This window comes from Paraburkholderia sp. 2C (genome assembly GCF_054589215.1).
The window spans coordinates 380,613-404,671 of the sequence record NZ_BAAILL010000042.1 but is presented as its reverse complement, the minus strand read 5'-3'; the positions used below and the strand labels follow the sequence as shown (position 1 = coordinate 404,671).

Below are 24,059 nucleotides of genomic sequence, written 5' to 3'. Positions count from 1 at the left end.
AGCAGATGGTGCTCGCGGATCGCCTTGCGCACTTCGCCGTGATTGTGGTCCGTGCAGCCGCACACGGCCTTCGTCTTCGGCGGCTCCTGGAAGTTCGCGCCGACCGTGCTCATCAGGATCTGTTCGACGAGCCCCGTGCACGAGCCGCACGAGCTCGACGCCTTGGTGTGCTTCTTCACGTCGTCGAGCGTAAACAGGCCCTTTTCGGTGATCGCCCTGACGATCGTGCCTTTGCATACGCCGTTGCAGCCGCATACTTCGTCGCTGTCGGCCATTGCGGCCGCGCGGCTTTGCCCCTGCACGCCCGCGTCGCCGACGCTCGATTCGCCGAACATGATGTGATCGCGCAGTTCGCCGAGCTTGCGGCCTTCGCGCAGCAGCTTGAAGTACCACGCGCCGTCGGCGGTGTCGCCGTACAGGCAGGCGCCCACCAGCTGGTCGTCCCGGATCACGAGCTTCTTGTAGACCCCGCCCGCGGGGTCCGACAGCACGATTTCCTCGGTGCCTTCGCTGCCCATGAAGTCGCCTGCGGAGAACAGGTCGATGCCGGTTACTTTCAGCTTTGTCGACAGCACCGAGCCCTTGTAGCTGCCGATGCCCATCAGCGCGAGATGGTTCGCGGCCACTTTGGCCTGCTCGAACAGCGGCGCGACGAGGCCATATGCGATGCCGCGGTGGCTCACGCATTCGCCGACCGCGTAGATGCGCGGATCGTAGGTCTGCAACGCATCGCTGACGACGATGCCGCGATTGCAGTGCAGCCCGGCCGCTTCCGCGAGCGCCGTGTTCGGGCGGATGCCGGCGGCCATCACGACGAGGTCGGCGGGAATCGCATCGCCGTCCTTGAAGATCACGCCGGTCACTTCGCCCGCATCGTTGCCGGCAATTTCCGCGGTCGCCTTGCTGAGCAGGAATTTGAGCCCGCGTGCTTCGAGCGAGCGTTGCAGCAGCCGGCCCGCGGTCGCGTCGAGCTGCCGCTCGAGCAGCGTATCGGCAAGGTGCACGACGGTCACGTCCATGCCGCGCAGCTTCAGGCCGTTCGCGGCCTCGAGCCCGAGCAGGCCGCCGCCGATCACGACCGCGTGACGTTTCACCGCGGCCGTGTCGATCATCGTCTGCGTATCGTAGATGTCGCGATAGCTGATCACGCCCTTGAGCGTATTGCCGGGCACCGGCAGGATGAACGGCGTCGAGCCGGTCGCGATCAGCAGGCGCTCGTATGGCGCTTCGGTGCCGTCGGTGGCGATCACCTTGCGGCGCACGCGGTCGATCTTTTCGACGGTCTTGCCCAGGTGCAGGCGAATGCCGTTCTGCCCGTACCACTCGAGCGGATTGAGCACGATGTCGCTGAAGGTCTGCTCGCCCGCGAGCACCGGCGAAAGCAGGATACGGTTGTAGTTCGGGTGCGGTTCGGCGCCGAAGACCGTGATGTCGTATTGATCGGGCGCGATCGTCAACAGTTCTTCGAGCGTGCGGATGCCGGCCATGCCGTTGCCGATGACGACGAGTCGGGGTTTGCTCATGATGTCCGTTCTGACGAAGTATCGCGCAGCGGGTGAGGAACCCGATGCGACGCACGTCGAACGCCATTGCCCGACTGTTGTCTGCCGAAATCCCACGTCGCGCGTTGCTATGTTGCGGGACTTGCGGCCGTGTTCTGCGCGGACCGCTTTCGCCGATCGCGTAAGGCGGTTCCGCTCGCGCCGCCCGCGTCATTGCGGGCAACGAACCGCTTTAAGCAACGGTCATGCCATTCAGCAGCAAAGCCGCAGATCCTTATGCCGTAACGTGTTGCGCGCAACCATTGCGGTATTTGTATTGCACCGCAGCAGTGCGTGCGGCGAGCGATGCACTGATTTGGCGCGAGAGCGCGCCGATGCGATGCCCGGATGCTTTCCGATTTATTACGATTGGAATAAGTAAGCTGTTTGGACGTTCTGGAAAGCGACTGGCTCTCACGCATCACCCACGGGTGTAACAACAAGATGGACGATGGACGATTCGATTGAAATTGCCGCGAGCCATGGCCGGAGTTTCGCAGGCCATATTGCTTTTCCCGCGCAAAGACCGGCGCCGGGGCTCGTGCTGCTGCACGACATTTATGGGGTCGACGACGCGATCAAGACGATGGCGCGGCGTTATGCCGAAGAAGGATATGTCGTGGTCGTGCCCGATCTGTACTGGCGGCTCTCGCCGCACAAGTCGTTCAGGCGTCACGGCGACGACGTGACGCTCGCGCACGAATACGACCGGCTTCTCGATGTCGATCATGCGATCGACGACATCAATTCGACCTTCGAAGCATTGCGCGAACATCCGGCGCACGACGGCAAGGTCGGCGTGCTCGGCTTCGGATCCGGCGGCAAGCTCGCCGTGCTCGCGGCGGCTTATACCGATGTCGACTGCGCGGTCGGCTACTGCGGCGCCGCGCTCGAAGCGCACCTGGGCGACGCGCGCCGCCTGCGCTGCCCGGTTGTGCTGCATCTGGCCGGGCGCATGTTGTCCGCGCACGACGTGCTGGTGCGCGGCAAGATCCGTGCGGCGTTCGAGTACAAGCCGGGCGTGACGATCCATGAATACGAGTGCGGCGAGGCGTTTGCGCTGCATGGCCCCGAATTCGACCGGCCGTCGGCGGTGCTGTCGTATTCGCGTTCGCTGTCGCTGCTCAAGAAGACGATGGGGCCGATCTACGCGATCGAGCGCGTCTGGAAGCGGCACTCGTACCACAAGTACGTCACGCGCGACGCCGAGGCCGTGATGGCGACGATGGTCGACGATCCCTACTTCAACGATGTGCCGACCATGACGGGCGGCATCGGCCGCGAGTCGCTCAAGCGCTTCTACGTCGAAGAGTTCATGCATTCGTTTCCGCCCGATGCGCAGCATGTGCCGGTGTCGTTTACGGTCGGCGTCGACCGCATCGTCGACGAATTCGTGTTCCGCTGCACGCACACGTGCGAAATGCACTGGATGCTGCCGGGCGTCGAACCGACCGGCAAATACTTCGAAGTCGCGATGGTCGCGGTGATCTGCTTTCGCGGCGACAAGATCGACAACCTGCATGTGTACTGGGATCAGGCGACCGTGCTCGCGCAGATCGGCATGCTCGATACCGAGGGTTTGCCGGTGGTCGGCATCCAGTCCGCGCGCAAGGTGCTCGATATTGCGCGGCCGAGCGATTCGCTGATGCCGGGGATGAGAGGGGGAGAGGACTAGCCGGGGTGAAGCGCTTGCTTATGCGAGGCGGGAGCGGTCGATCGGGGACCGCACCTAACCGGCGGCTTGCGCGAACGGTCGATAACGGGTACCATTTCCTCGTTGAATTTGCTGGGGCGCCGGACCAGCTGTTCGTTACCCGGGCGAGCAAATTCATCAAGCTTCCAGGCCGCTCTCGAGCGGCCTTTCCTTTTTCTGCTGTCCGGTTTTTTGCTTGCGTTTCGCGGGCGAAATGTCGCCCTTCGGAATGACGGAGAACAGTTCCGCCTTCGGTTTGCGAGCCAGAAGCTCGAGCACAGCCTCGTCCCTAACCATCGATCCGTAACCGTCCGCTCGGGGAACGATGCTCTGTACGACGGTCATTTTCGACGAACCGTGGACGACCGAGGTTTCCGCTAGCGAGCTGCGGATCTGGCATAGAACGTCGTCGAGCTTGTAGTGATCCTTGACCACGCGGCTTTGGTGGATGTGACGCCCGAGCAACAGGATTTCGGGATCGTCGAGCCCCGGCAGTCCGACGGAAAGCCGTAGTCTTGAGATCGCCTGATGCTGATCGTCGGTTAGCCGGCCGACGGCAATCGGCTTGACGCGCTCGCCCTCGGCGATGCGGCTCATGTGCGCGCGAATCTCGTGTTCAATGTTCGGGTAAAGCGGCATCGCTCGGCATCGTCCGGTATCGTTTTGCCGCTCGCCTATGACCGGCTATGGGTGATTGGCGATGATACCGGCGTGTTGTCCGCTGCGAAATCCGCCGAATGGCCTATCTGCCGTCTCGGCCAGGGCGATGAGCACGTCGCCAGGCGGTCCTTTGCGTTATCGCAGAGAGTCCGCTAGCGCATGCGGCCACCACGCCCAGCCGCGCTTCGAATAGCGCAATTCGATTGTTGCGAGCGGCGCGATTTCGATTTGCGCGAATGCCGCGGCTGGCGCGCGCAGCACATGGATGAGCGCCGCGCGCAACACAGCCGCGTGCGTGATGGCGACTACCGTGACATCGGTCGGGTCGTCCTCCGCAAGCGCCTCGAGCCACGCGCTGACACGCGCGATAACCGCTTCGAACGATTCGCCGCCCGGCGGTGCGGCAGCAGGATCGCGCAGCCATGCTTCCAGCGCCTCTGGCGCCCGCGCGGCAATATCGGCGACTCGCATGCGCTGCCATTCGCCATAGTCCGTATCGGCGAGTCCGGCGGCGACTGCCGCCTTCAGGCCGAGCGCACGGGCCGTGTCGCGCGCGCAAGCTGCGGGGCTCGTCAACGCGTGCATCTGGCGTGCGCTGTCGAACGCGATGCGCGCACGCTGCGCATACGCGTTTGCTTCAGCGAGGCCGCGCGCGTCGAGCGGCTCGTTCGCATCCGCAAACGTCGCGCTGCGTTGCGCGGCAGTCGACGCGTGGCTGATCAACCAGAGACGTTTCGGCATGACATGTCGGTCGGGTGTACAGGCTGCGCTTGAGCTGTTGCGCGCGGCCCGCGAAAAGCTTCAAGGGGCCGCACAGTTTAGCGCGTAGAATACGCACTACACGAAGTGCGGAAGCCGGTGCAAGTCCGGCGCGGTCGCGCCACTGTAATCGGCCACATCATTGGTCCGGGAGTCAGACCCAGCTTCGTGCCATTTCCTTCAATCGACTATCGGGGCGCGCAACCCCAGGGAGATATCCGTCATGTCCGACGCCGTTTTCAAGCCGCTCGACGCACTCGAACCCGCTGCCGGGCCCACGCCCATTCCGCTGCGTGAACTGTTGCCGTGGGTCGTCTTCGGTGGGCTGCTGCTGTTGCTCGCACTCTATTTCGTTGGCGCGGAAGAGGGCGCGACGTCGCTGATTCCCGGCATGTACGTGCACGAATTCGTCCACGACGGCCGCCATCTGCTCGGCTTCCCCTGCCACTGACGCAGGAGCCAACCATGGTAGGTAAATTGCTGGTGCGCGGCATGCTCGCAGGCATCGCCGCGGGATTGCTCACGTTCGGTCTGGCCCGCGTGGTCGGCGAGCCGCAAGTCGATCAGGCCATTTCATTCGAAGAGAAAGCCGACGCGGCGAAGGGCGAGGCGCCCGAGCCCGAACTCGTGAGCCGCGGCACGCAGGCCGGCCTCGGCCTTTTCACCGGTGTGGTTGTATATGGCGCCGCCGTGGGCGGGCTCTTTTCGCTGACCTTCGCGTATCTGTACGGCCGCGCTGGAAAGCTGAGCGTGCGCGCACTGTCCGCGTGGCTCGCGTTCGGCGCATTCACGGCGATCGCGATCGTACCCGCGCTCAAATATCCGCCGAATCCGCCGTCGGTCGGCGACCCGGAGACGATCGGCTATCGCACCGGGCTGTACTTCCTGATGATCGTCATTTCGCTGACCGCGCTCGTGTTTTCGATGAAGGTGCGGCGTCGCGCGGTTGCGCGCTTCGACGCGTGGAACGGATCGATCGTCGCGGGGCTTGTGTTCATTGCGATTATCGCGGCGGTGCAAGCGGGATTGCCGGTCATCAACGAGGTGCCGGCTGCATTCCCGGCGGTCGTGCTGTGGAAGTTCCGCGTCGCCGCGCTCGGCATGCAGGCGGTGTTGTGGACGTCGATCGGTCTGCTGTTCGGCGCGCTCGCCGAGCGCTTGCAGCGTGTGTCGCGCGCAGCGCAGCCAGAGCAGCGCCTCGCCGGCTAAAGCACGCGCTACCCGACTTGCACGGCCTGCACGGCGACTCCGTGCAGGCCGTTTTTATGGGGGGCCGCCTCGACCAGCTCGAGAAATCGCGCGAGACACGGATTCCGGTTCGTCGACAGCCAGATCAGAACCTGAGAAATCGACGGTGGCTGCGCCAGCGGCTTGAACACCACGTCCGCCAGTTGGGCGCGCTGCATCGACGTCGGCACGAGCGCGACACCGGCGCCTTCATCGACGAGACTCAGCACCGTCTGCTGCAAACGCACTTCGAAGCGCACATCGGGCTCGAAGCCGCCCGTGCGGCAGTGTTCGACGATCGTCGTATGCAGCCCCTCGCCGACCTCCCGCGCGGCGATGACGAACGGCTCGCGCGCAAGCTGCGCGATGGAGAGCCGCCTCGCGCGGGCGAGCGGATGCCGGCGCGGCAGCGCGACGCACAGCGGCTCGGTGAGCACGGTGCGTGCGGCAAGACCGTGGGGCGGCGCGCCCGACAGCATGATCGCCGCATCGAGTTGCCCGTCGAGCACCTGCGGCGCGAGATCGTTCGACACGATTTCCCGCAGATTCAGCGAGACGTCCGGAAAGGCGGCGCCGTAGCGGCGGGCGTAAGTGGGCAGCACACTGTACGCGGCGCACATCGTGAAACCGATCGTCAGTTCGCCTCGCTCGCCGAGCACGGCGGCGCGGGCATTGCGGCCGGCCTGGTCGATGGCCGCGAGAATCGCTTTCGCGTCGGCGTAGAAGCGCGCGCCCGCCGCGGTCAGTGTGACGCTGCGCGAATTGCGCTCGATTAGCGTGACGCCCAACGAGGCTTCGAGCGCCGCGAGCTGACGGCTCAACGGCGGCTGGGACAGATTGAGCCGCGCGGCGGCGCGGCCGAAATGGCGCGTCTCGGCGAGGGTGACGAAATAGCGAAGCGGTTTGACATCGACCATGATGCAAAAAAGGTATGGTTGAGCAATTCAATCGGCATTGGATTGTATCGTTGATCGGGTTTACGCTAACGGCCTTCCGACTCGCCGATTCGCAGGGCCCGATGTTGTCCACGCTCGAAATCCTGATTCCCGTCTTTGCATTGATCTTCGCCGGCTTTGGCTGCCGGCGCCGCAATCTGCTTGGGCCCACCGCCGCTTCCGAGCTGAACCGTTTCGTCGTGTGGCTTGCTCTGCCCGCGCTGCTATTCGACACCATGGCGCATTCCACCTGGCGTCAGCTCGACCAGCCGGGCTTCGTTGCGACGTTTTCGGCTGCGTGCGCGGTGCTGTTTCTCGGCGTGCTGATCGTGCGGATCGTGCAAGGACGACATCTTGCCGATGCGAGCGTCGATGCGATCGCGGCGTCGTACCCGAATACCGGGTACATCGGCTTTCCGCTCGCGTTGATCGTATTCGGCAACGCAAGCCTCACGCCGACGACAATCGCGACGATCATCGTCGCGTGCGTGCTGTTCGCCTTCGCGATCGTGTTGATCGAAGTCGGATTGCAGACCGAGCGTACGCCGCACAAGCTCGGTTTCAAGGTGTTGCGCTCGCTCGCAAAAAATCCGCTGATCGTTTCGCCGATCGCGGGTGCGCTCGTGGCAAGCGTGCATTGGACGCTGCCGCACAGCGCCGAGACATTCCTCAAATTGTTGAGCGGCGCCGCGAGCCCATGCGCGCTCGTGAGCCTCGGGCTCTTTCTGGCCGAGAAGCGGCAAGCGGGCAAGGCACGCCATACGTCGTTCGTGTTTACCGCGCTCAAGCTGATCGTGCAGCCGGCGTTCGCCTGGTGGATGGCCTCGCGCGTGTTCTCGTTGCCGGCCGATACGGTCGGTGTCGCCGTCCTGCTTGCCGCGCTGCCGACCGGCACCGGACCGTACATGCTCGCCGAGTTCTATCAGCGCGAGGCGCACGTGACGTCGCAGACCATTCTCTTTTCGACCGTCGCTTCGATCGTGACGCTGTCGCTGCTGTTGCTGATCATGCAGCGGCACGGCCTCTGACGATTGCTTCGAGCCGCCGCCGACCGCAGCGCCGTCAACGGTACGAAGGCCGCCTGCGGTTCTAGACGAACCGTTCCACGCGATACGGCCGCGGATCCGTGAACGGCGTGGCGCCGGTCATCATCTCCGCAAGCAGCCGGCCGGTGACCGGTCCAAGCGTGAGCCCATGATGGTTGTGGCCAAATGCGAACCACAAGCCGCGATGCCGCGGCGCGGGCCCGATCACGGGCCGCATGTCGGGCGTGCATGGGCGCATGCCGAGCCAGGGCGCCGGATCGAGCCGTTCACCGACGCCGAACGCGGCGCGTGCGAGCGGCTCGATACGCGCAAGCTGGATGCCGGTGGGCGGCGTGCCGGGCGTCGCGAGCTCTGCACCGGTCGTGACGCGCAGCCGGCCGTTTTCCATCGGCGCCACGACATAACCGTATTCGATATCGACAACGGGCACCGACAACGGTGTGCGCGTCGGCCGATAGTGCATGTGGTAGCCGCGCTTGGCGCGCAGCGGAATCCGGTATCCGAGAGGCTCGAACACGCTGTCTGACCACGGGCCGAGCGCAACGACGACGTTCCGTGCGCTCAGACGCCCGGATACCGTCTCGACCGTCCACGCGTCGTGTTCGGCGCGCAGCGTCGTCGCGTCGCCATTGACGAACGCACCGCCGATGCTTTCGAAAAGCCGCGCATAGCTCTTCACGAGCGCGCCCGGACTGCGCACGCTCTTCGGATCGCGCCAATGCAAACCGCCGCAGATGTCCGCGCCGAGGCTCGGCTCGCGCGCGCGTAGCGCGGCCGCGTCGAGCGGTTCGACGCGCAGGCCGTGTTCGTGCGCGTCGGCTTGCGCTTGTGCGCGCTCCTTGTCGAGCGCGGCAGCTGTGCGATATGCCTCGATCCATCCGCCGTCGTGCACCAGTTGACCGGCACCCGCGCGCGCGATCAGGGCGTCGTGCTCGACGACGCACGCGCCGATCAGCGGCAGCATGTCGCGCGCGGCGGCCGCATGGCGTTGCGGCTGCGATTCCCACCAGTAGCGCATCAGCCACCCGGCGTAGGACGGCAGCGCCTTGTAATCCCAGTAGAGGTCGGTCGAGCGATTGCGCGCGTAACGCAGCAAGGTGCGCAGCTGGCGCGGAAAGCCGTACGGCACGATCGACGAACGCTCGATCAGGCCGGCGTTGCCGAAGCTCGTTTCTTCGCCGGGACCGCGGCGGTCGACGAGCGCGACGCGCAACGCGCGGTCCTGCAGATGCACAGCCGATGAAACGCCGATGATGCCGGCGCCGAGAACGATGACGTCGAAGTCCATGCCGGTTTGAAGGTTCGTTGATGAAGGCGATGTGCGGGCTGTCGCTTTGCGATGTCGATCGCTGACGTGGCGATTATAGGGCGCCCGTCGATATCGGCCGTCGCGTTGCCCGGACGCTTTCCGGTGGGATCGCTTTTCAGAGTCTTCGTATGGTCCACAAACAGGTGTGATGTGCGAGCATGCAGGACGCCAGGAAGGTCGCGCGACATCAACGTCCCGGACGATCAGCATCACTAACAGCTAATCGGCCATTAAGGCTGACGGCGATTCAACCTATAACGGGCGCCGACGGTGCGCCGGCTTTCGTGGTTATTCCCTACATGCAGTACCTGGCCGAACGCGGCGGCGAACGCGGGCTGATTCCTCATGATGTGGTGAGCCGCACGGTCGACGGTGCGACGCCTGTGCGCGCATGGCGCGAGCATTTGGGCTTGACGCAAGCTGAAGTTGCACAACGCCTGGGTATTAGCCAATCGGCCTATGCGCAGCAGGAAAGCAGCGATCGTTTGCGTCGGTCCACGCGCGAAAAAATCGCCGCCGCGCTCGACATCACCTCGGATCAGCTCGACTTCTGATCCATCCTGCCCGTCAGTCAGCTCGCGGTCCACGCCGCGAGTCGACAGAGGCTCACATCTCCTGCACGCCGGTCACTTCAATGACCAGATCGCTTTCGGCGATGGCGACGCACGGCAGGATATAGCCGTCCGCTTTTTCTTCGGCGCTCACGCCGGGCCATTCGATCTGATAGCGCACACTGCCCGCGGACATTTTGCACAAGCAGGTGCGGCAGGTGCCGTTGCGGCACGAGCGCGGCAGACGCAAACCGGCGAAGGCGGCGGCTTCAAGCAAGGTCAGCGACTCGGGCGCATCGAACCTGCGTCCGAGCGGTTCGATAAGGACGGTGTAAGTTGCGTCAGGTTCGAGCATCGCAATTAATCGGGGTGGCTAGGAAGGGCATAGGCCGGCCGATGCGGAAGGGCGTAGCGGAGTTTAACGGAACTGCCGCGAACGCGTGGCCACCCAGCTCGCGTACGTGTGGTGCGACCCCATCGCGCGATCGCGGATCAGGCGATCACTCGATCGCTCGATTACGACAGCGACACCCCGAGCAAATGGCCGACCCCAAACGTAAACGCAGCCGCAATCAATCCAATCGCGATCTGCCGCAACGCCGAAAACGCGGCACCACGTCCATTGAATAGCGACGTAAACACGCCGACCGCCGCGAGCCCGAATGCGCTCAAGGCCACGCACTGCGCAATCGCCGTGCTGCCCTGCGCCCACAGAAACGGCAGCACCGGAAAGAGCGCGCCGAGCGAAAACAGACAGAACGACGCGCCCGCGGCCGACCACGGATTGCCGCCAAGCTCCGCGGGGTCGATGCCCAGTTCTTCGCGTGTCAGCGTATCGAGCGCCTTCTGTTTGTCGCGCATGATCTGCGCGGCGACGCGTTTCGCTTCGGTGTGGTCGATGCCTTTCGCCTCGTAGATCATCACAAGCTCGCGGCGTTCCGCCTCCGGTGCGTGCTCGAGTTCGTCCGCTTCCTTCGCGATCTGCGTGCGCGCGAGTTCGCGTGCATTCGTTACCGACAGCCACTCGCCGAGCGCCATCGAGCACGCGCCCGCGATCAGGCCGGCGAGGCCGCTCAGCATGATGGCCTTGTTGCCGGTGCCCGCGCCCGCCACGCCCATGATGAGGCAGAAGTTCGACACGAGTCCGTCGTTTGCGCCGAGCACCGCCGCGCGCAGATCGTTACCCGATGCGACGCCCTTGTGCCACGCCTCTGTTTCGAACGCGCGCGCGACGGACGGCGTGCGGTGCCGCCGCGCGCGCGTGGCCAGCAACCTTCTGGCGCGCTGGATGTCTTGCGCGACCACGGCCTCCATCACCGCGGCGTGACGCTGCTCGTCCGCCGACAGCTGCGCGGCGTCGGGCTGATGCGCATACTTGTCGCGATCCGCTGTTTCCGCGGCCGCGAGCGTCGGCAGCACCGACGACGGTCCGAGCGTGTGGATCAACGCGCGCATCAGGTAGGTCTTCGCGCTCGGATGGTGTGTCCGCACGCGCACGCCGCTCGCGCGCAGCTTGTCGAGCCAGATGTTCGCGTGCTCGCGTTCGGCCCCGGCCAGTTGCGCGAACACCGCGCGGCGCGCAGGGTCTTTTTCGACGCGTGCAAGCGCGTCGTATAGCGCGGCGCTGTCGAGTTCGTCGGCGAGGTTCGTGCGGAATCGTTTGAGTTCGTGACGCGTGGCCATTGCCGATCGATTGCGCTCAGTGCGCTCAGTGCGCACCGCGCATGCGCAGATAACGATACACCGTATTGCGCGCGAGCCCCAGTTCACGCGCCGCCGCGGAGATATTGCCGTCGTGGCGCGCCAGCGTTTGCTCGATCAGGGCGGCCTGCCATTCGGTCATGCGTGCGGGCGCGCGCGCGGTGGAAGGAGAAGAACACGTCGACTGCGCGCGCAACGCGGCATTGTCGTCGACGACGAAGGAGGTCTCCTGGCCGTCGAGTTCCAGCCTTTGCGCGGCCGCATGGTCTTCGAGAAAATCCTCGGGCAGATGCTCGAACCCGATCGCGTCCGCGCCTTCGGCCATGATGCCGGCTGTGCGCAGCAGGTTCGACAGTTGCCGCAGATTGCCGGGCCACAGGCAACGGCCGAATAGTTCGAGTACTTCACGGTTCACCCGAGGCGGCGTGCGCGGTTCCTCGCGTTGCTGCTCCGCCAGCATCCGTTCGACGAGCGTCGCGAGATCGGTGCGCTCGCATAGCGCAGGCAAGGTGACGGCAAGGCCGTTGATCCTGTAGTACAGGTCTTCGCGGAACGTGCCGGCGTCGATCATCTCGCGCAGGTTGCGGTGCGTCGCGCAGATGATCCTCACATCGACGGGAATCGCCCGCGTGCCGCCGAGCGGTACCACCGAGCGTTCCTGCAGCACGCGCATGAGCCGGACCTGCTGAGCGAGCGGCATATCGCCGATTTCATCGAGAAAAAGCGTGCCGCCGTTCGCCTGCACGATCTTGCCGGCGTTGCCGCGCTTGCGCGCGCCGGTGAAGGCGCCGTCCTCGTAGCCGAACAGTTCGGCTTCGATCAGCGAATCGGGCAGCGATGCGCAATTGACCGCGACGAATGGCGCCGCACGGCGCGGCGATTCGTGGTGAAACGCGCGCGCGAGCCATTCCTTGCCGGTGCCCGTCTTGCCGAGCACGAGCAGCGGAATGTCGCGGCCGCCGATCTTTTCGATGCGGCGCAGAACGTCGGCCATTCTCGCGTCGCCGGTATCGAGCGTCGCGAAGCTCACCGCGTACGGGTCCGGTCCGGCGCGCCCGCTGGTCGTTTGAAGTTTGGCCGATGCGCTGCCGCTGTGGTCGTGATGAGGGTCACTGTGGTGCTCACTGCGGTGCTCACCGCGATGTTCACTGAAGCCGCCCGCGACGAATGCAGGCCGCGCACGGCACTCGGCTCGCGCAAGAACCCGCACGCCGCTCGGCAAGATCAGCGTCATGCATTCGCCCGGCGCGCGCTCCGCTTCGCTGACGAGCGCCGCGAACGGCGCGCCGAACAGCGCATCGAACGGCTGCCGCTGCAGCGCGGCGAGCGGCTGTCCGAACTGGAACAGCGCGCTGCGATTCGCGGAAATAAAGCGGCCGTCGGGCGAAAACGCCGCGAGCCCTTCGAACAGCGTGCCGATAAATTCCGCGCGCGCATGGAAGCGCACACGCACGGCATCGACGAACTGGTTCGCAAACAGGTGATTCTCGATGATCTGCGCGGACATCCGCACGAGCGCCAGCGTGTGCTTGTGAAAGCCGCGCGTATCGCCACTGACGTCGAGTGCGCCGATCGTGTGGCCGTACGGGTCGACAATCGGCGCGCACGAGCAGGCGAGGATGCGGTTCGCATGCAGAAAGTGCTCGCCGCCGTGCACGACGGTCGGCTGCCCGTCCGCGAGCGCGGTGCCGATGGCGTTCGTGCCGCGATCGGCTTCGGCCCACGATACGCCGGGGCACAGCGCCACCCGTCGCGCTTTCTCGACGAAGTCGCGATCGCCGAGGCTGTGCAGGATCACGCCATTGCTGTCGGTCAGCAGCACCATGCTTTGCGTATCGACGATCTGGGCATGCAGCGTTTCCATGACCGGAAGCGCATGTGAGTAAAGCGACTGGTTGCGCTCGACAACGTCCTGCAACTGGGCATGCCGTAGCGGATGAAAATCCGGCGCCTCGTGCGCATGCAACCCGAAATTGCGCGAGCGCGTGTGCGCCTGGGCGATCACATCGAGTCGAGCCGCAGCCTGGCCGACGGGCTGTCCAATTGGCTGTCCAGCAGCGGGACGAGGATTCACAGCTTGTCTCCGGTGGAATGCAAAGCCGGGCCGCGTCGAGGCGGCCGGCTTTGTCGTGTCGTCATGCCAATTATTTGGCACTGCAGCATACGATTGCCGGTCATTGGCCATCTTACAGGACGCCGTAACGATTCGGCGCAGCGTGCGCATCGCGGATCGCGATTGCCTGCCCGCAGGCGGAGGCGATCATGGGAACGGGTACAGGTCCGTTCGTTCAATGGCGTGCCCACCGCAAGTGCGGCGCCGGGCGTTTTTTTGCACCGCGGTAGGGCTCGCAGCGGCGCCTTCCAGCACCGCGATGGTGTGCGTCAACGGAAAACTTGCGGCGCGGCGGAAGTCGTCTAAAGTGAATGAAATCGTTCCGGCCGTGCGCTTGCGCACAGTCCGCGGCGGTTCGATCCGCGCCTGCGTTCCACGACGGAGGCACCCGAAGGGCAGGCGCGGCCACGGCAATGGCGTTCAACCCGGCAGGCGATTCCCATGCAGATCATTTTCCCGAACGAGCCCCCCGAATATTCGGGGCGAGAGCTGACCCTGGCTTTTACGGCGATGGTCGATGGTGAAAGGGTGGAATGCACGATTACAGCTGAAGCGCTCGAAGACCATTTCGGCGCGGCGTCGCCGCGCTTCGAAGACATGCTGGGCGCGTTCGATACGCACCGCTCGCGTATCGAAGCCGCCACGCGCCGGCTGCTGTCCGAGACGCGCGCGCAATGCGCGGTGTTGCGCAGCGGCTATGTGCGGTTTTACGAGGCGAACGTTCGCTCGTAGCGTCGCGCTACATCATTCGTTGCAGGGTGCGATCCCTGAAGAGCAGCTGATGCGCGATCGCCGCCAGCGCGTGCAGGCCGATCACCCAATAGAACGCATTGCCGAGCCACACGTGCGCATCGTGCAGCGCGTGCCGCGCCCCCGGATCGGCGCCCACGAGCACGATCGGGAAGTCAGTTCCGGCAAGCGTGACCGGATGACCGCCGGCGTTGACCATCAGCATGCCGAGCAGCGGCTGCGCGAAAATAAACACATAGAGCGCGAGATGAACGAGCCGCGCGAGAAAGGTCAGCAGCGCATTCATTTCCACTTCGGCGGGCGCGCCGCGCCACAGGCGCCACAAGAGCCGCAGCACCGCGAGCGATAGCACGAGCGCGCCGGCCCACATGTGCACGGCGGTCCACAGCGCGCGGCTGTCGCTGCCTTTCGGTCCGCGAATTTCGATCGCGAGAAACGCAGTCGCGACGAGCAGAAAAATGGCCCAATGAAAAAAGATCGCAGGCTTCGAATAGCGCTCCTGCGTCGCGTAAGCGGACATGCATTACTCCTTGACGCTTGTTCTTGTACGGAATCTTTGTGAATGAGGGGGGGGGCAAACAGGCGGAGCGCGGCTATTCCGCGCCGAGATAGAAGAAGCGCAGCAGGAAGACCGCCGCGATGATCCACACCACGAGTTTCACTTGCCGCGCCTGTCCCGTCAGCAGTTTGAGCCCCGCATAGGAGATAAAGCCGAACGCGACCCCGTTCGCAATCGAATAGGTGAACGGCATCAGCAACGCGGTCAGCGCAGCCGGCACGACTTCGGTGGCATCCTCCCACGGCAGGTCGACCATTTCGCGCAGCATCAGACACGACACATAGAGCAGCGCGGGTGCCGTCGCGTAAGCCGGCACGACACCGGCCAGCGGCGCGAAGAAGAGGCTCAGCAGAAACAGCACGGCGACGGTCAGCGCCGTCACGCCGGTGCGGCCGCCCGCCTGCACGCCCGACGCGCTTTCGATATACGCGGTTGTCGACGAGGTACCCAGCACGGAGCCCGCGAGAATCGCGGTGCTATCCGCGAGCAGTGCACGGTTGAGGCGATGCATCTTGCCATGCACGAGCAGACCCGCGCGGTTTGCGACGCCCATCAGCGTGCCCGTTGCGTCGAATAGCTCGACGAGAAAGAAGACGAGCACGACATTGAGGATGCCGGTCGACAACGCGCCACGGATGTCGAGCTTGAAGAGGGTCGGCTCGATCGACGGCGGCGCGGACACGATGCCGTGGAACTCATTGCCGCCGAAGAAAAAGCTCAGCACGGTCACGCCGACGATGCCGATCAGAATCGCACCGCGAATGCGCAAATAGTCGAGCGTGACGATCGCGAAGAAGCCGATGATGGCCAGCACGGCATGCGCGTCATGCAAGTTGCCGAGCGTCACGAGCGTGGCCGGACTGCCGGTCACGATGCCGGCGGACTTCAGCGAGATGATCGCGAGAAAGAGCCCGATACCGCCGGTAATCGCGATGCGGATCGAATGCGGAATGCCGTTGACGATCACTTCGCGCACGCGAAACAGCGTGACGATCATGAAAAGACAGCCGGAAATGAACACGGCCCCGAGCGCCGCTTGCCACGGGAAATGCATGCCTTTGACGACCGTGTACGCGAAGTACGCGTTGAGTCCCATGCCCGGCGCGAGCGCGATCGGGTAGTTCGCATAGAGACCCATGATGACGGAAGCGAGCGCCGCGACGAGACAGGTGGCCACGAAAACGGAGTCTTTCGGCATGCCGGCGTCGCCGAGGATCGCCGGGTTGACGAAGATGATGTAGGCCATCGTCAGGAAGGTGGTCACGCCGGCGAGCACTTCCGTGCGCAGGTTGGTGCCTGCTTCGTCGAAGCCGAAATACCGTTTTACGGAGTCCATGTGCCGATTCTCTCGTCGGGTTGAGTCGTTGTTGTCGAAGAAGACTGCCAGCAAAGCGGCTGCGGTCCGGAACAGCCACGGGGCGGATTGTAAACAGGAACCGGCTGCCGGGGCAGCAGGGACAACCTCGATAGTTGTGCGGAGTTTATATGAACAAATTCTGGAGGAGCATCTCCGTGAATTCCTTGATTGGCGCAATCGTCCTGCTGCGATCAGGAAATCAGCGAACCGTTGCGGTTCGATAAGGAAATTTGAATAACGGCGCTCGCGATGGGCGGAATGCCGTTAATGGGAAAGAGGCGTAACAACAAACCATCGGGAGGGCGCCCGCGGAATGGAGGATTCCGCGGCCCTTGCTTCCTTCATGCTACTGCGCCGGGTGACTCGCCGCCTGTGCCGCGCGCCGCGCGGCCACGATCCTGCCCGCCGCAATTGCGTTCTCCGGATAATCGATCCAGTCGTTCGGGTCGTAGCCAGCGGCGCGCCATTCGGCAAAATCGGCGATGACCTGCGCACGCGTTTTCGGCGCCGACGGGTCGTAGCCGTCCGCGGGCGTTCCCGCCAGCGCATAGGTCGCGCACGAGGCGCCGGCAATCAAACAAAGAACCATACGAGGAATGCGTTTCATGGTTGCGTCCTCAACAAGTTGAAGGAGTGCATTTCCATTCTAGAGCGACTCGCCAGAGCGCGTGAGGCACAGGCGAACTGTTGTTTTCAATAGGCACGTTCAGGTTTGCGTGGGCTTGCCCATCCGGTCCAGCACCGCGGTGATGACGTCGATCGGCAGCGGAAACACGATTGTCGAATTCTTGTCCGCGGCGATCGTCGTGAGCGTCTGCAGATAGCGCAACTGCATTGCCTGGGGCTGCCGGGCCAGCATCTGCGCCGCTTGCAGCAGTTTCTCCGAAGCTTGCAGTTCGCCTTCCGCGTGAATCACCTTCGCGCGCCGTTCGCGCTCGGCTTCCGCTTGCCGCGCGATCGCGCGGATCATCGTCTCGTTGATGTCCACGTGCTTGATTTCAACCGTCGAGACCTTGATGCCCCAGGCGTCGGTCTGCGCATCGAGCACCTTCTGGATGTCGGCATTCAGCTGCTCGCGCTCCGACAGCAGTTCGTCGAGTTCGTGCTTGCCGAGCACCGCGCGCAGCGTGGTTTGCGCAAGCTGGCTCGTGGCCTCGAGGTAGCGCGCAACCTGAATCACCGCGCGCTCCGGATCGACGACGCGGAAGTAGACCACCGCATTGACTTTGACCGACACGTTGTCGCGCGTAATGACATCCTGCGGCGGCACGTCGAATACGACGGTGCGCAGGTCCATCCGCACGACCTGCTGCACGACCGGAATGATCAGCACGAGCCCCGGTCCCTTGACCTTCCAGAAACGCCCGAGCATGAACACGACGCCGCGTTCGTATTCGCGAAAAATGCGGATCGACGATGCGATCAGCAGGACGACGACCACAATCAGAATGCTGCCGAAACCGAACGTGAAACCGATCATCTGTGTTCTCCTTGTGGTGATACCGCGCTGGCCGGCACGACCGTCAGCGTGAGTCCATGGCGGCCCGTCACGCGCACGGTGTGGCCGGCCGGCAGCGGCTCGCTGCTTTCGACCCGCCAGCGTTCGCCATGCACACGCGCCCAGCCGACGCCGCGGTCGGCTTTGCCGCTGCTGTCACCGCTGCCACTGCTGCCACTGCTGCCGTCGCTACCCCTGCCGTCCGGCGTGAGACCGTCGTCGAGCACCACGCCGATGCTGCCGATCAGCGCTTCGGAGCCCGTCACGACGGGCCGTCGCCGCGCACGCAGCGCGACGCTCGACACGGTGAACACGAACAGCGCGCCGAATAGCGTGATGCCCACGATCATCGGCAGCGGAATGCCGAAGCCGGGCACATCGGTATCGATCAGCATCAAGGCGCCGATCGCGAACGCGACGACACCGCCGAAGCCGAGCGAGCCGAACGTCGGCAAAAAGGCCTCGGCAATCAGGAAAGCGAGGCCGAGAAAAATCAGACCGAGTCCCACATAGCTGATCGGCAGCAATTGCAGCGCGAAGAGTCCGACGAGCAGGCTGATCGTGCCGGCTACGCCCGGCAGCACAAAGCCCGGATTGGCGAACTCGAAGAAGAGTCCGTACATGCCGATCATCAGCAAAATCAGCGCCACGTTCGGATCGGTGATCACCGCGAGGAAGCGGCTGCGCCAGTCCGGCTCGAGCGTGATCACGTTCGCGTGCGCGATGCTCAAACGGTGTTCCCCGTCGGCCGTGGTGACGGTGCGGCCGTCCAGTTGCCGCAGCAGGTCCGGAATGTCGCGCGCGACGAAATCGACGACCTTCTGCTCGAGCGCCTCGCGTGCCGACAGGCTCACGGCTTCGCGCACCGCGCGCTCCGCCCAGTCGGCATTGCGCCCGCGCAGCTGGGCGAGGCCGCGGATATAGGCGGATGCGTCTTGCACCTGCTTGCGGGTTTCGGTCGATTGCGTATCGAGCGCGGGCGACGCGGTGGCGGCAGCAGAGGCCGAGGAAGCCGCTGAAGGCGCATCGCCGGGCTTGCTGTCGGGCGCGAGGCCGGGCAGCGTGGGGCCCGCGCCGGGCTTCGGCGCGTCGGAATCGCCCATGCCGATCCGCACGGGCGTGGCGGCGCCGAGATTCGTGCCCGGCGCCATCGCGGCAATCTGGCTCGCATAGACGATATATGTGCCGGCGCTCGCGGCACGCGCGCCGCCCGGGGCGATATAGGCGGCAACGGGTACCGGCGAGCTGAGCATCGCCTTGATGATCTGCCGCATCGACGTGTCGAGACCGCCGGGCGTATCGAGCTGGAGCACCGCTAATGCCGCGTGCTCATGCGCGGCGCGCGCGAGTCCGCGCACGATGAAGTCCGCGCTCGCCGGCCCGATCGCGCCATTGACCGGAATCACGATGACGACCGGCGCCGCGCTCGCGGCCGGCTTGCCGGTGGCGTCGGCGGCGTAGGCCGTGGTCGCGCCGAAGCCGGACGAGCCTTCGCCCGCCAGGTTGGCGAGGACCATAAAAGCGGCGACCAGCAGGAGCATGCGCACCGCAACCACGCGCAGGTGCAGGCCGCATGACGTGCCGCGCGTCGTCGCGCCCGCCACCCGCGCGGCGCCGGATGCGGGGCGGCGCCTGGACCGCGGGCCGGGTTGCCGGTACGGGAGAAGCGGGTAGATTCTCATCGCCGACGGCCGGTGCGCCGCAGGGCGGATCACGGCGCCGGCGGCGGCCAGCCCCAAAAAGGAGGCCTGTTATCAAGCTTAGTCGGAAATCGATCGATGCGCGGGAAATGCGGGACGATTGCGGCGCGAGTTTGCCGACGATTTGATCCAGGTCCAAACAGGTGTTATCGCGCTGCGGGTTTGCGTGCAGAATGTCCGCCAATAGAGCGCATTCACGCCGACTCGCCGCGATACGCCAGCTACGCTTGGAACGCAGGCGGAATTTATGCGGCATGGGACTGGAGACAACCATGACAGCAGCCGACAGCTTTCGGGAAGCGCGCGATCTGTTGTTGCGCCATCGCACCGACTACGAGCGCGCGTACCGCGAATTCCAGTGGCCGGTTCTCGACGACTTCAACTGGGCGCTCGACTATTTCGACGTCGTCGCGCGCGGCAACGACAGCCCGGCTCTGCGGATTGTCGACGACACCGAGGGCCGCGGCCTCACGCTTTCATATGCGCAGATGGCCGAGCGCTCGAATCGCGTGGCGAACTTCCTGCGCGGCCTGGGCATCGGCCGCGGCGACCGTCTGCTGCTGATGTTGCCGAATCGCGTCGAACTGTGGGACACGATGCTCGCCGCGATGAAGCTCGGCGCGATCGTGCTGCCGGCCACCACGCAGCTATCGGCCGATGACGTGCGCGAGCGCGTGCAACTGGGCGGCGCGAAGGTCGCGATCGTCGATCGCGCGGAGCTGGCGAAATTCGATGCACTCGAGGCGCCGCTCACGCGTATCTCGGTAGGCGCCCCGCGCGACGGGTGGACCGACATTGCGGCCGCCTATCAGGCTTCGCCATCGTTCAGGCCCGAAGGCCGCACGCGCGCAAACGATCCGATGCTGCTGTATTTCACGTCCGGCACGACGTCGAAGCCGAAACTCGTCGAGCACACGCATGCGAGCTACCCGGTCGGCCACCTGTCGACGATGTACTGGATCGGGCTGCAGCCGGGAGATATCCACTGGAACATCAGCTCGCCCGGCTGGGCGAAGCACGCGTGGAGCTGTTTCTTCGCGCCGTGGAACGCGCAGGCGTGCGTGTTCGTCTACAACTTCGCGCGTTTCGTGCCGAAAGATACGTTGGACGTGCTGGTGTGTTGCAACGTGACGACGCTATGCGCGCCGCCCACCGTGTGGCGCATGCTTGTGCAGGAGCCGCTCGCCTCGTATCCGGTGAAGTTGCGCGAGATTGTCGGGGCGGGCGAGCCGCTGAACCCCGAGATCATCGAGCGCGTGCGTCACGCGTGGAACATCACGATACGCGACGGCTACGGCCAGACCGAGACGACGTGCCTGGTCGGCAACTCGCCGGGGCAGCCGGTTGTACCCGGTTCGATGGGGCGGCCGCTGCCCGGTTATCGCGTCGAACTCGTCGATGCGGATGACCAGCCCACGGCCGAAGGCGAGATTGCGCTGCCGCTCGCGCAACGTCCACTCGGCCTGATGACCGGCTACGCGAACAACGAAGCGGCAAGCGCGAACGCGATGCGCAACGGCTACTACCACACGTCCGATGTTGCGCTCGTGCGCGACGACGGCTACCTCGTCTACGTTGGCCGCTCCGACGACGTGTTCAAGTCGTCCGACTACCGGTTGAGTCCGTTCGAGATCGAAAGCGTGCTGATCGAACACGAGGCCATTGCCGAGGCGGCGGTGGTGCCGAGTCCCGATGCGCTGCGCGCGTCGGTGCCGAAGGCATTCGTTACCGTGCGCCAGGGCTTCGCGGCAAGTCCCGAAGTCGCACGCGATGTGTTCCGCTTCGCGCGCGAAAAGCTTGCGCCGTACAAGCGGATTCGCCGTCTGCAGTTCAGCGAACTGCCGAAGACGATCTCCGGCAAGATCCGCCGCGTCGAACTGCGCTGCCGCGAATTCGATCGCACCGCGGAGCCGGCGCGCCTGCCCGGCGAGTATTGGGAAGAGGACTTTCCCGATTGACGCTGACTTGTGCTGGCAGACGCCTCGTATGCAGAAAAACATCGGAGAGAACACGATGAAAATCGGCTTCGTAGGACTTGGCAACATGGGTGCGCCGATGGCGCGCAATCTGCTGAACGCGGGTCATGTGCTGCGAGTGTTCGACGTCAGCGCGCTGGCCGTTCAGACACTTGTGGAGGCGGGCGCGCAAGCGGCTGCATCGCCGCAAGCGGCGTCGGCCGAAGCGGAGTGTGTGATCGCGATGCTGCCGGCCGCCGCGCACGTGAAGCGCGTGCTGACCGGCGACGATGGCGTTCTCGCCGGCATCGCGCAAGGCGTGCCGATTGTCGATTCGAGCACGATCGATCCGGCGAGCGTGAAGCGCTTCGCCGCGCTCGCGCAGCAGCAGGGCAATGTGTTTGTCGATGCGCCGGTGTCGGGCGGCACGGGCGGCGCGGCGGCGGGCACGCTGACCTTCATGGTCGGCGGCAGCGCGCAAGCTTATGAACGCGTGAAACCCGTGTTGTCCGCGATGGGCCGCAATATCGTCCATTGCGGGGACACCGGCACCGGGCAGGTCGCGAAGATTTGCAACAACCTCGTGCTCGGTATCACGATGGCGGGCGTGGCGGAAGGGATGGCGCTGGGAGAAGCGCTCGGCATCGACCCGAAGGTGCTGGCGGCCATCATGAATACGTCGACGGGACGCTGCTGGAGTTCCGACACGTATAACCCGTTTCCGGGCGTGATCGAGACGGCGCCGTCGTCGCGTGGTTATACGGGCGGCTTTGGCACCGACCTCATGCTCAAAGATCTGGGTCTGGCGACCGACGCCGCGAAGCTGGCGCGGCAGCCTGTCTTTCTGGGCGCGCTCGCGCAGCAGCTGTATCAGGCGATGAGCACGAACGGTGCGGGCAAGCTCGACTTCTCTTCGGTGATCAGGCTGTATCGGCGCGACGACGAAGCAGCATGAGCGAAGCACGGAACAACAGGCGACGACGCGTGCGCGTCAATCGTCGAGCGCTTCGTGTACCGCAATGGCGCCCTGTTTCCAGTAGCTGGCCGCGCGAATTCGCGATTTGTCGATGCCGCGTTCGTTGACGAGGTGATAGCGGACCGCGCGCATCGTCGCCGCTTCACCGGCGGCCCAGACGTAGCCCTCGCCGTCGGGCATCCAGGTTTCGCGTACGGCCTGCAACAGCGCTTCGCCGCGAGCCTTCGATTCGCTGCGATAGCACCACACGCTATACAGATTCGTTGCGGTCGCGAATTCGAAACGGGCGGACGGATCGCTGACTTCGATGACCGCTGCGACGCGCGTGCCCGCGGGCAACTCTTCGAGACGGCGCGCGATGGCAGGCAGCGCGGTGTCGTCGCCGATCAGCAGATGCCAGTCGAAGCCGGCTGGAATGACCCGTGAGCCGCGCGGACCGCCGACGCCGAGATACTGTCCTGTCTGCGCCTGTGCGGCCCATTCGGCGGCCGGCCCGGCTTCGTGCAAGGCGAACTCGAGGTCGAGCTCGTGTGTGGCGCGGTCGTAGCGGCGCGGCGTGAAGTCGCGTGCAATGGGGCGCGGCTCGTCGCTGGAGAATACCGGGCCGTCCGGGCCCGCTTGCGGCAGCGACGGCTTTTCGGCGCCGGGGGCAGGGAAGAAGACTTTGACATGGTCGTCGAACGAGGCCGACTCGAAGTCGTGCAGGTCGTCGCCGGTCAGTGTGACACGGGTCAGATGTGGCGTGAGCTGCCGCACGTGCTTCACTTGCAGCAGACGGAATTTCAGTGGGTGACGCACACGCGTCACCGCAAGATCGGAACGATCGTGCATAAGGGAATTCCTTTGGGGTTGTGGGCGGCGGTGGCTGGCGTAAGTCAGGTCCTGTTCACGACTTTTCGCCGCCACCGGTTTTGCCTTCGATCTCGGCCGTCGCGCGCGCAAGGATGGCTGCGATGCGGCGCTGTTCGTCGGGCGATGCGTTGTCGCGCAGGAGCAGCGCATGCTTCAGTGCACGGCGCGCCTCGATGAATTCGGGCAGCCAGGCCGTGCCATGAGCGCCACCGAAATCGTCGCCGCCGGCGTCGGCGCCTGCGTTATCGCCCGCGTCGCCTGAAAACGCGCGCCGCACCATGTCCATCTTGCGTGCGATATGGCTGAGCTTCGCGAGCATCAGATCGGCGCGTTCGCGGTTTGCGGCCAGATAGCTGCGGCCCGGATCGGCCAGCTCGTAGCGCTTGCGGTTGCCTTCCATCTGCACGGTGACATAGCCGAGTTCTTCGAGGTAGGTGAGCGCCGGGTACACCATGCCCGGACTCGGTGAGTAAAAGCCGTTCGAGCGCGCCTCGAGCGCCTTGATCAGCTCATAACCGTGGCTGGGCCGCTCGCCGATCAGCGCGAGCAGCAGCAGTTGCAGATCGTCGGAGCTGAACTTGCGGCCACGCGGGAAGCCGTCCGTTTCGTCGCCGAAGCCGCCGAAGCCGGGGCCGCCGCCTGAAAAGCGGCCGCCGCGGCCATGGTGATGGCGGCCGATTGCGTGCCACATGTGCCACAGGCGGTGCAGCGAGAACGAGTCGGTAAAGCCGGGGCGGCTCGCATAAACGCCGTCGGACGAAAAATGAAAATGGCGGTGATCGCGCATGGCGAGCTCCTTGAACCGTGGTTGACGAGCCGGCGGTTGTGGCGAGCCTTTCTGGCTGGCGAGCTTAACTGGCAGTCCGGCCGGCGGAAG

General features: G+C 64.9%; 23 protein-coding genes and 1 riboswitch. Of the genes, 8 read left to right on the top strand and 15 right to left on the bottom strand.

Features of this window, described 5'->3' with window-relative positions; genetic code table 11:
* Window positions 1-1,523, bottom strand: a 1,523-nt coding sequence (locus ACYPXD_RS21800) for an FAD-dependent oxidoreductase (RefSeq protein WP_459715775.1), incomplete at its 3' end; no start/stop codon positions are given.
* A gap of 469 nt (window positions 1,524-1,992) precedes the next feature.
* On the opposite strand from ACYPXD_RS21800, the gene ACYPXD_RS21795 reads away from it, so the two are divergent.
* Complete coding sequence (locus ACYPXD_RS21795) at window positions 1,993-3,216, top strand: dienelactone hydrolase family protein (RefSeq protein ID WP_459715772.1); 1,224 nt, start codon at window positions 1,993-1,995, stop codon at window positions 3,214-3,216.
* Between the two features lie 156 nt (window positions 3,217-3,372).
* On the opposite strand, the gene ACYPXD_RS21790 is transcribed toward ACYPXD_RS21795, so the two are convergent.
* Both ACYPXD_RS21790 and ACYPXD_RS21785 read right to left on the bottom strand, forming a co-directional pair.
* Entirely contained in the window at window positions 3,373-3,831 is a 459-nt protein-coding gene (locus ACYPXD_RS21790; protein WP_459715768.1) for a hypothetical protein, read from the bottom strand.
* Between the two features lie 198 nt (window positions 3,832-4,029).
* Window positions 4,030-4,635, bottom strand: coding sequence for a histidine phosphatase family protein (locus tag ACYPXD_RS21785; RefSeq protein WP_459715766.1), 606 nt, complete (start codon window positions 4,633-4,635; stop codon window positions 4,030-4,032).
* A 56-nt stretch (window positions 4,636-4,691) separates the two neighbouring features.
* Window positions 4,692-4,836: riboswitch (cobalamin riboswitch) on the top strand.
* 40 nt (window positions 4,837-4,876) lie between these two features.
* Here ACYPXD_RS21785 and ACYPXD_RS21780 point away from each other — a divergent pair.
* Together ACYPXD_RS21780 and ACYPXD_RS21775 are read left to right on the top strand one after the other, a co-directional pair.
* Window positions 4,877-5,104: a CbtB domain-containing protein gene (locus ACYPXD_RS21780; protein WP_459715763.1), complete on the top strand. Its 228-nt coding sequence runs from the start codon at window positions 4,877-4,879 to the stop codon at window positions 5,102-5,104.
* A 14-nt stretch (window positions 5,105-5,118) separates the two neighbouring features.
* Window positions 5,119-5,862 carry a CbtA family protein gene (locus tag ACYPXD_RS21775; RefSeq protein ID WP_459715760.1) on the top strand — a complete coding sequence of 248 codons (744 nt, stop codon included), beginning with the start codon at window positions 5,119-5,121 and terminating at the stop codon, window positions 5,860-5,862.
* 8 nt (window positions 5,863-5,870) lie between these two features.
* On the opposite strand, the gene ACYPXD_RS21770 is transcribed toward ACYPXD_RS21775, so the two are convergent.
* Window positions 5,871-6,797: a LysR family transcriptional regulator gene (locus ACYPXD_RS21770; protein WP_459715758.1), complete on the bottom strand. Its 927-nt coding sequence runs from the start codon at window positions 6,795-6,797 to the stop codon at window positions 5,871-5,873.
* 101 nt (window positions 6,798-6,898) lie between these two features.
* Between ACYPXD_RS21770 and ACYPXD_RS21765 the strand changes: the two genes are divergently transcribed.
* On the top strand, window positions 6,899-7,843 hold the full coding sequence (locus tag ACYPXD_RS21765; protein ID WP_459715755.1) for an AEC family transporter: 945 nt from the start codon (window positions 6,899-6,901) through the stop codon (window positions 7,841-7,843).
* A gap of 61 nt (window positions 7,844-7,904) precedes the next feature.
* Here the strand turns inward: ACYPXD_RS21765 and ACYPXD_RS21760 are convergent, their stop codons facing one another.
* Complete coding sequence (locus ACYPXD_RS21760; RefSeq protein WP_459715752.1) at window positions 7,905-9,149, bottom strand: NAD(P)/FAD-dependent oxidoreductase; 1,245 nt, start codon at window positions 9,147-9,149, stop codon at window positions 7,905-7,907.
* Between the two features lie 320 nt (window positions 9,150-9,469).
* Between ACYPXD_RS21760 and ACYPXD_RS21755 the strand changes: the two genes are divergently transcribed.
* Entirely contained in the window at window positions 9,470-9,724 is a 255-nt protein-coding gene (locus ACYPXD_RS21755; protein WP_459715809.1) for a helix-turn-helix domain-containing protein, read from the top strand.
* A gap of 52 nt (window positions 9,725-9,776) precedes the next feature.
* On the opposite strand, the gene ACYPXD_RS21750 is transcribed toward ACYPXD_RS21755, so the two are convergent.
* The 3 genes from ACYPXD_RS21750 to ACYPXD_RS21740 all read right to left on the bottom strand — a co-directional run bounded on the left by ACYPXD_RS21750 (window position 9,777) and on the right by ACYPXD_RS21740 (window position 13,496).
* The gene (locus ACYPXD_RS21750) at window positions 9,777-10,076 is read right to left on the bottom strand and encodes a 2Fe-2S iron-sulfur cluster-binding protein (protein ID WP_459715750.1); all 300 of its coding nucleotides are present in this window, start codon (window positions 10,074-10,076) and stop codon (window positions 9,777-9,779) included.
* Between the two features lie 161 nt (window positions 10,077-10,237).
* Window positions 10,238-11,404 carry a VIT1/CCC1 transporter family protein gene (locus tag ACYPXD_RS21745; RefSeq protein WP_459715748.1) on the bottom strand — a complete coding sequence of 389 codons (1,167 nt, stop codon included), beginning with the start codon at window positions 11,402-11,404 and terminating at the stop codon, window positions 10,238-10,240.
* A 25-nt stretch (window positions 11,405-11,429) separates the two neighbouring features.
* Window positions 11,430-13,496, bottom strand: a complete 2,067-nt coding sequence (locus tag ACYPXD_RS21740; protein ID WP_459715746.1) for a sigma-54-dependent Fis family transcriptional regulator — start codon at window positions 13,494-13,496, stop codon at window positions 11,430-11,432.
* Window positions 13,497-13,976: 480 nt separating this feature from the next.
* Between ACYPXD_RS21740 and ACYPXD_RS21735 the strand changes: the two genes are divergently transcribed.
* Window positions 13,977-14,267: a DUF1488 family protein gene (locus tag ACYPXD_RS21735; protein ID WP_459715742.1), complete on the top strand. Its 291-nt coding sequence runs from the start codon at window positions 13,977-13,979 to the stop codon at window positions 14,265-14,267.
* A gap of 7 nt (window positions 14,268-14,274) precedes the next feature.
* On the opposite strand, the gene ACYPXD_RS21730 is transcribed toward ACYPXD_RS21735, so the two are convergent.
* From ACYPXD_RS21730 to ACYPXD_RS21710, 5 genes are all read right to left on the bottom strand, one after another.
* The gene (locus ACYPXD_RS21730; RefSeq protein WP_459715739.1) at window positions 14,275-14,805 is read right to left on the bottom strand and encodes a cytochrome b; all 531 of its coding nucleotides are present in this window, start codon (window positions 14,803-14,805) and stop codon (window positions 14,275-14,277) included.
* A 73-nt stretch (window positions 14,806-14,878) separates the two neighbouring features.
* Window positions 14,879-16,180 carry an NCS2 family permease gene (locus tag ACYPXD_RS21725; protein WP_459715735.1) on the bottom strand — a complete coding sequence of 434 codons (1,302 nt, stop codon included), beginning with the start codon at window positions 16,178-16,180 and terminating at the stop codon, window positions 14,879-14,881.
* Between the two features lie 367 nt (window positions 16,181-16,547).
* Window positions 16,548-16,808, bottom strand: a complete 261-nt coding sequence (locus tag ACYPXD_RS21720; protein ID WP_459715733.1) for a DUF4148 domain-containing protein — start codon at window positions 16,806-16,808, stop codon at window positions 16,548-16,550.
* 99 nt (window positions 16,809-16,907) lie between these two features.
* Complete coding sequence (locus ACYPXD_RS21715) at window positions 16,908-17,681, bottom strand: slipin family protein (RefSeq protein ID WP_459715730.1); 774 nt, start codon at window positions 17,679-17,681, stop codon at window positions 16,908-16,910.
* Complete coding sequence (locus ACYPXD_RS21710; RefSeq protein WP_459715728.1) at window positions 17,678-19,381, bottom strand: NfeD family protein; 1,704 nt, start codon at window positions 19,379-19,381, stop codon at window positions 17,678-17,680. The genes ACYPXD_RS21715 and ACYPXD_RS21710 overlap by 4 nt, the downstream gene beginning before the upstream one ends.
* Before the next feature lie 290 nt (window positions 19,382-19,671).
* Here ACYPXD_RS21710 and ACYPXD_RS21705 point away from each other — a divergent pair, with 290 nt between their 5' ends.
* Together ACYPXD_RS21705 and mmsB are read left to right on the top strand one after the other, a co-directional pair.
* On the top strand, window positions 19,672-21,357 hold the full coding sequence (locus ACYPXD_RS21705) for an AMP-binding protein (protein ID WP_459715725.1): 1,686 nt from the start codon (window positions 19,672-19,674) through the stop codon (window positions 21,355-21,357).
* 55 nt (window positions 21,358-21,412) lie between these two features.
* Window positions 21,413-22,309 (top strand): 3-hydroxyisobutyrate dehydrogenase, encoded by an 897-nt coding sequence (gene mmsB / locus ACYPXD_RS21700; RefSeq protein ID WP_459715723.1) that lies wholly within the window; start codon window positions 21,413-21,415, stop codon window positions 22,307-22,309.
* A gap of 36 nt (window positions 22,310-22,345) precedes the next feature.
* Here mmsB and ACYPXD_RS21695 read toward each other — a convergent pair whose 3' ends face one another.
* Together ACYPXD_RS21695 and ACYPXD_RS21690 are read right to left on the bottom strand one after the other, a co-directional pair.
* Window positions 22,346-23,161, bottom strand: a complete 816-nt coding sequence (locus ACYPXD_RS21695) for a siderophore-interacting protein (protein ID WP_459715717.1) — start codon at window positions 23,159-23,161, stop codon at window positions 22,346-22,348.
* Window positions 23,162-23,216: 55 nt separating this feature from the next.
* Complete coding sequence (locus ACYPXD_RS21690; protein WP_459715713.1) at window positions 23,217-23,969, bottom strand: PadR family transcriptional regulator; 753 nt, start codon at window positions 23,967-23,969, stop codon at window positions 23,217-23,219.
* Window positions 23,970-24,059 lie beyond the last annotated feature (90 nt).

Excerpts from the sequence above, each read along its gene's own strand:
- ACYPXD_RS21795 (WP_459715772.1), top strand. The coding sequence starts at position 1,993 with ATGGACGATTCGATTGAAATTGCCGCGAGCCATGGCCGGAGTTTCGCA.
- ACYPXD_RS21790 (WP_459715768.1), bottom strand. The coding sequence starts at position 3,831 with ATGAGCCGCATCGCCGAGGGCGAGCGCGTCAAGCCGATTGCCGTCGGC.
- ACYPXD_RS21785 (WP_459715766.1), bottom strand. The coding sequence starts at position 4,635 with ATGCCGAAACGTCTCTGGTTGATCAGCCACGCGTCGACTGCCGCGCAA.
- ACYPXD_RS21780 (WP_459715763.1), top strand. The coding sequence starts at position 4,877 with ATGTCCGACGCCGTTTTCAAGCCGCTCGACGCACTCGAACCCGCTGCC.
- ACYPXD_RS21775 (WP_459715760.1), top strand. The coding sequence starts at position 5,119 with ATGGTAGGTAAATTGCTGGTGCGCGGCATGCTCGCAGGCATCGCCGCG.
- ACYPXD_RS21770 (WP_459715758.1), bottom strand. The coding sequence starts at position 6,797 with ATGGTCGATGTCAAACCGCTTCGCTATTTCGTCACCCTCGCCGAGACG.
- ACYPXD_RS21765 (WP_459715755.1), top strand. The coding sequence starts at position 6,899 with ATGTTGTCCACGCTCGAAATCCTGATTCCCGTCTTTGCATTGATCTTC.
- ACYPXD_RS21760 (WP_459715752.1), bottom strand. The coding sequence starts at position 9,149 with ATGGACTTCGACGTCATCGTTCTCGGCGCCGGCATCATCGGCGTTTCA.
- ACYPXD_RS21755 (WP_459715809.1), top strand. The coding sequence starts at position 9,470 with ATGCAGTACCTGGCCGAACGCGGCGGCGAACGCGGGCTGATTCCTCAT.
- ACYPXD_RS21750 (WP_459715750.1), bottom strand. The coding sequence starts at position 10,076 with ATGCTCGAACCTGACGCAACTTACACCGTCCTTATCGAACCGCTCGGA.
- ACYPXD_RS21745 (WP_459715748.1), bottom strand. The coding sequence starts at position 11,404 with ATGGCCACGCGTCACGAACTCAAACGATTCCGCACGAACCTCGCCGAC.
- ACYPXD_RS21735 (WP_459715742.1), top strand. The coding sequence starts at position 13,977 with ATGCAGATCATTTTCCCGAACGAGCCCCCCGAATATTCGGGGCGAGAG.
- ACYPXD_RS21730 (WP_459715739.1), bottom strand. The coding sequence starts at position 14,805 with ATGTCCGCTTACGCGACGCAGGAGCGCTATTCGAAGCCTGCGATCTTT.
- ACYPXD_RS21725 (WP_459715735.1), bottom strand. The coding sequence starts at position 16,180 with ATGGACTCCGTAAAACGGTATTTCGGCTTCGACGAAGCAGGCACCAAC.
- ACYPXD_RS21720 (WP_459715733.1), bottom strand. The coding sequence starts at position 16,808 with ATGAAACGCATTCCTCGTATGGTTCTTTGTTTGATTGCCGGCGCCTCG.
- ACYPXD_RS21715 (WP_459715730.1), bottom strand. The coding sequence starts at position 17,681 with ATGATCGGTTTCACGTTCGGTTTCGGCAGCATTCTGATTGTGGTCGTC.
- ACYPXD_RS21710 (WP_459715728.1), bottom strand. The coding sequence starts at position 19,381 with ATGAGAATCTACCCGCTTCTCCCGTACCGGCAACCCGGCCCGCGGTCC.
- ACYPXD_RS21705 (WP_459715725.1), top strand. The coding sequence starts at position 19,672 with ATGACAGCAGCCGACAGCTTTCGGGAAGCGCGCGATCTGTTGTTGCGC.
- mmsB (WP_459715723.1), top strand. The coding sequence starts at position 21,413 with ATGAAAATCGGCTTCGTAGGACTTGGCAACATGGGTGCGCCGATGGCG.
- ACYPXD_RS21695 (WP_459715717.1), bottom strand. The coding sequence starts at position 23,161 with ATGCACGATCGTTCCGATCTTGCGGTGACGCGTGTGCGTCACCCACTG.
- ACYPXD_RS21690 (WP_459715713.1), bottom strand. The coding sequence starts at position 23,969 with ATGCGCGATCACCGCCATTTTCATTTTTCGTCCGACGGCGTTTATGCG.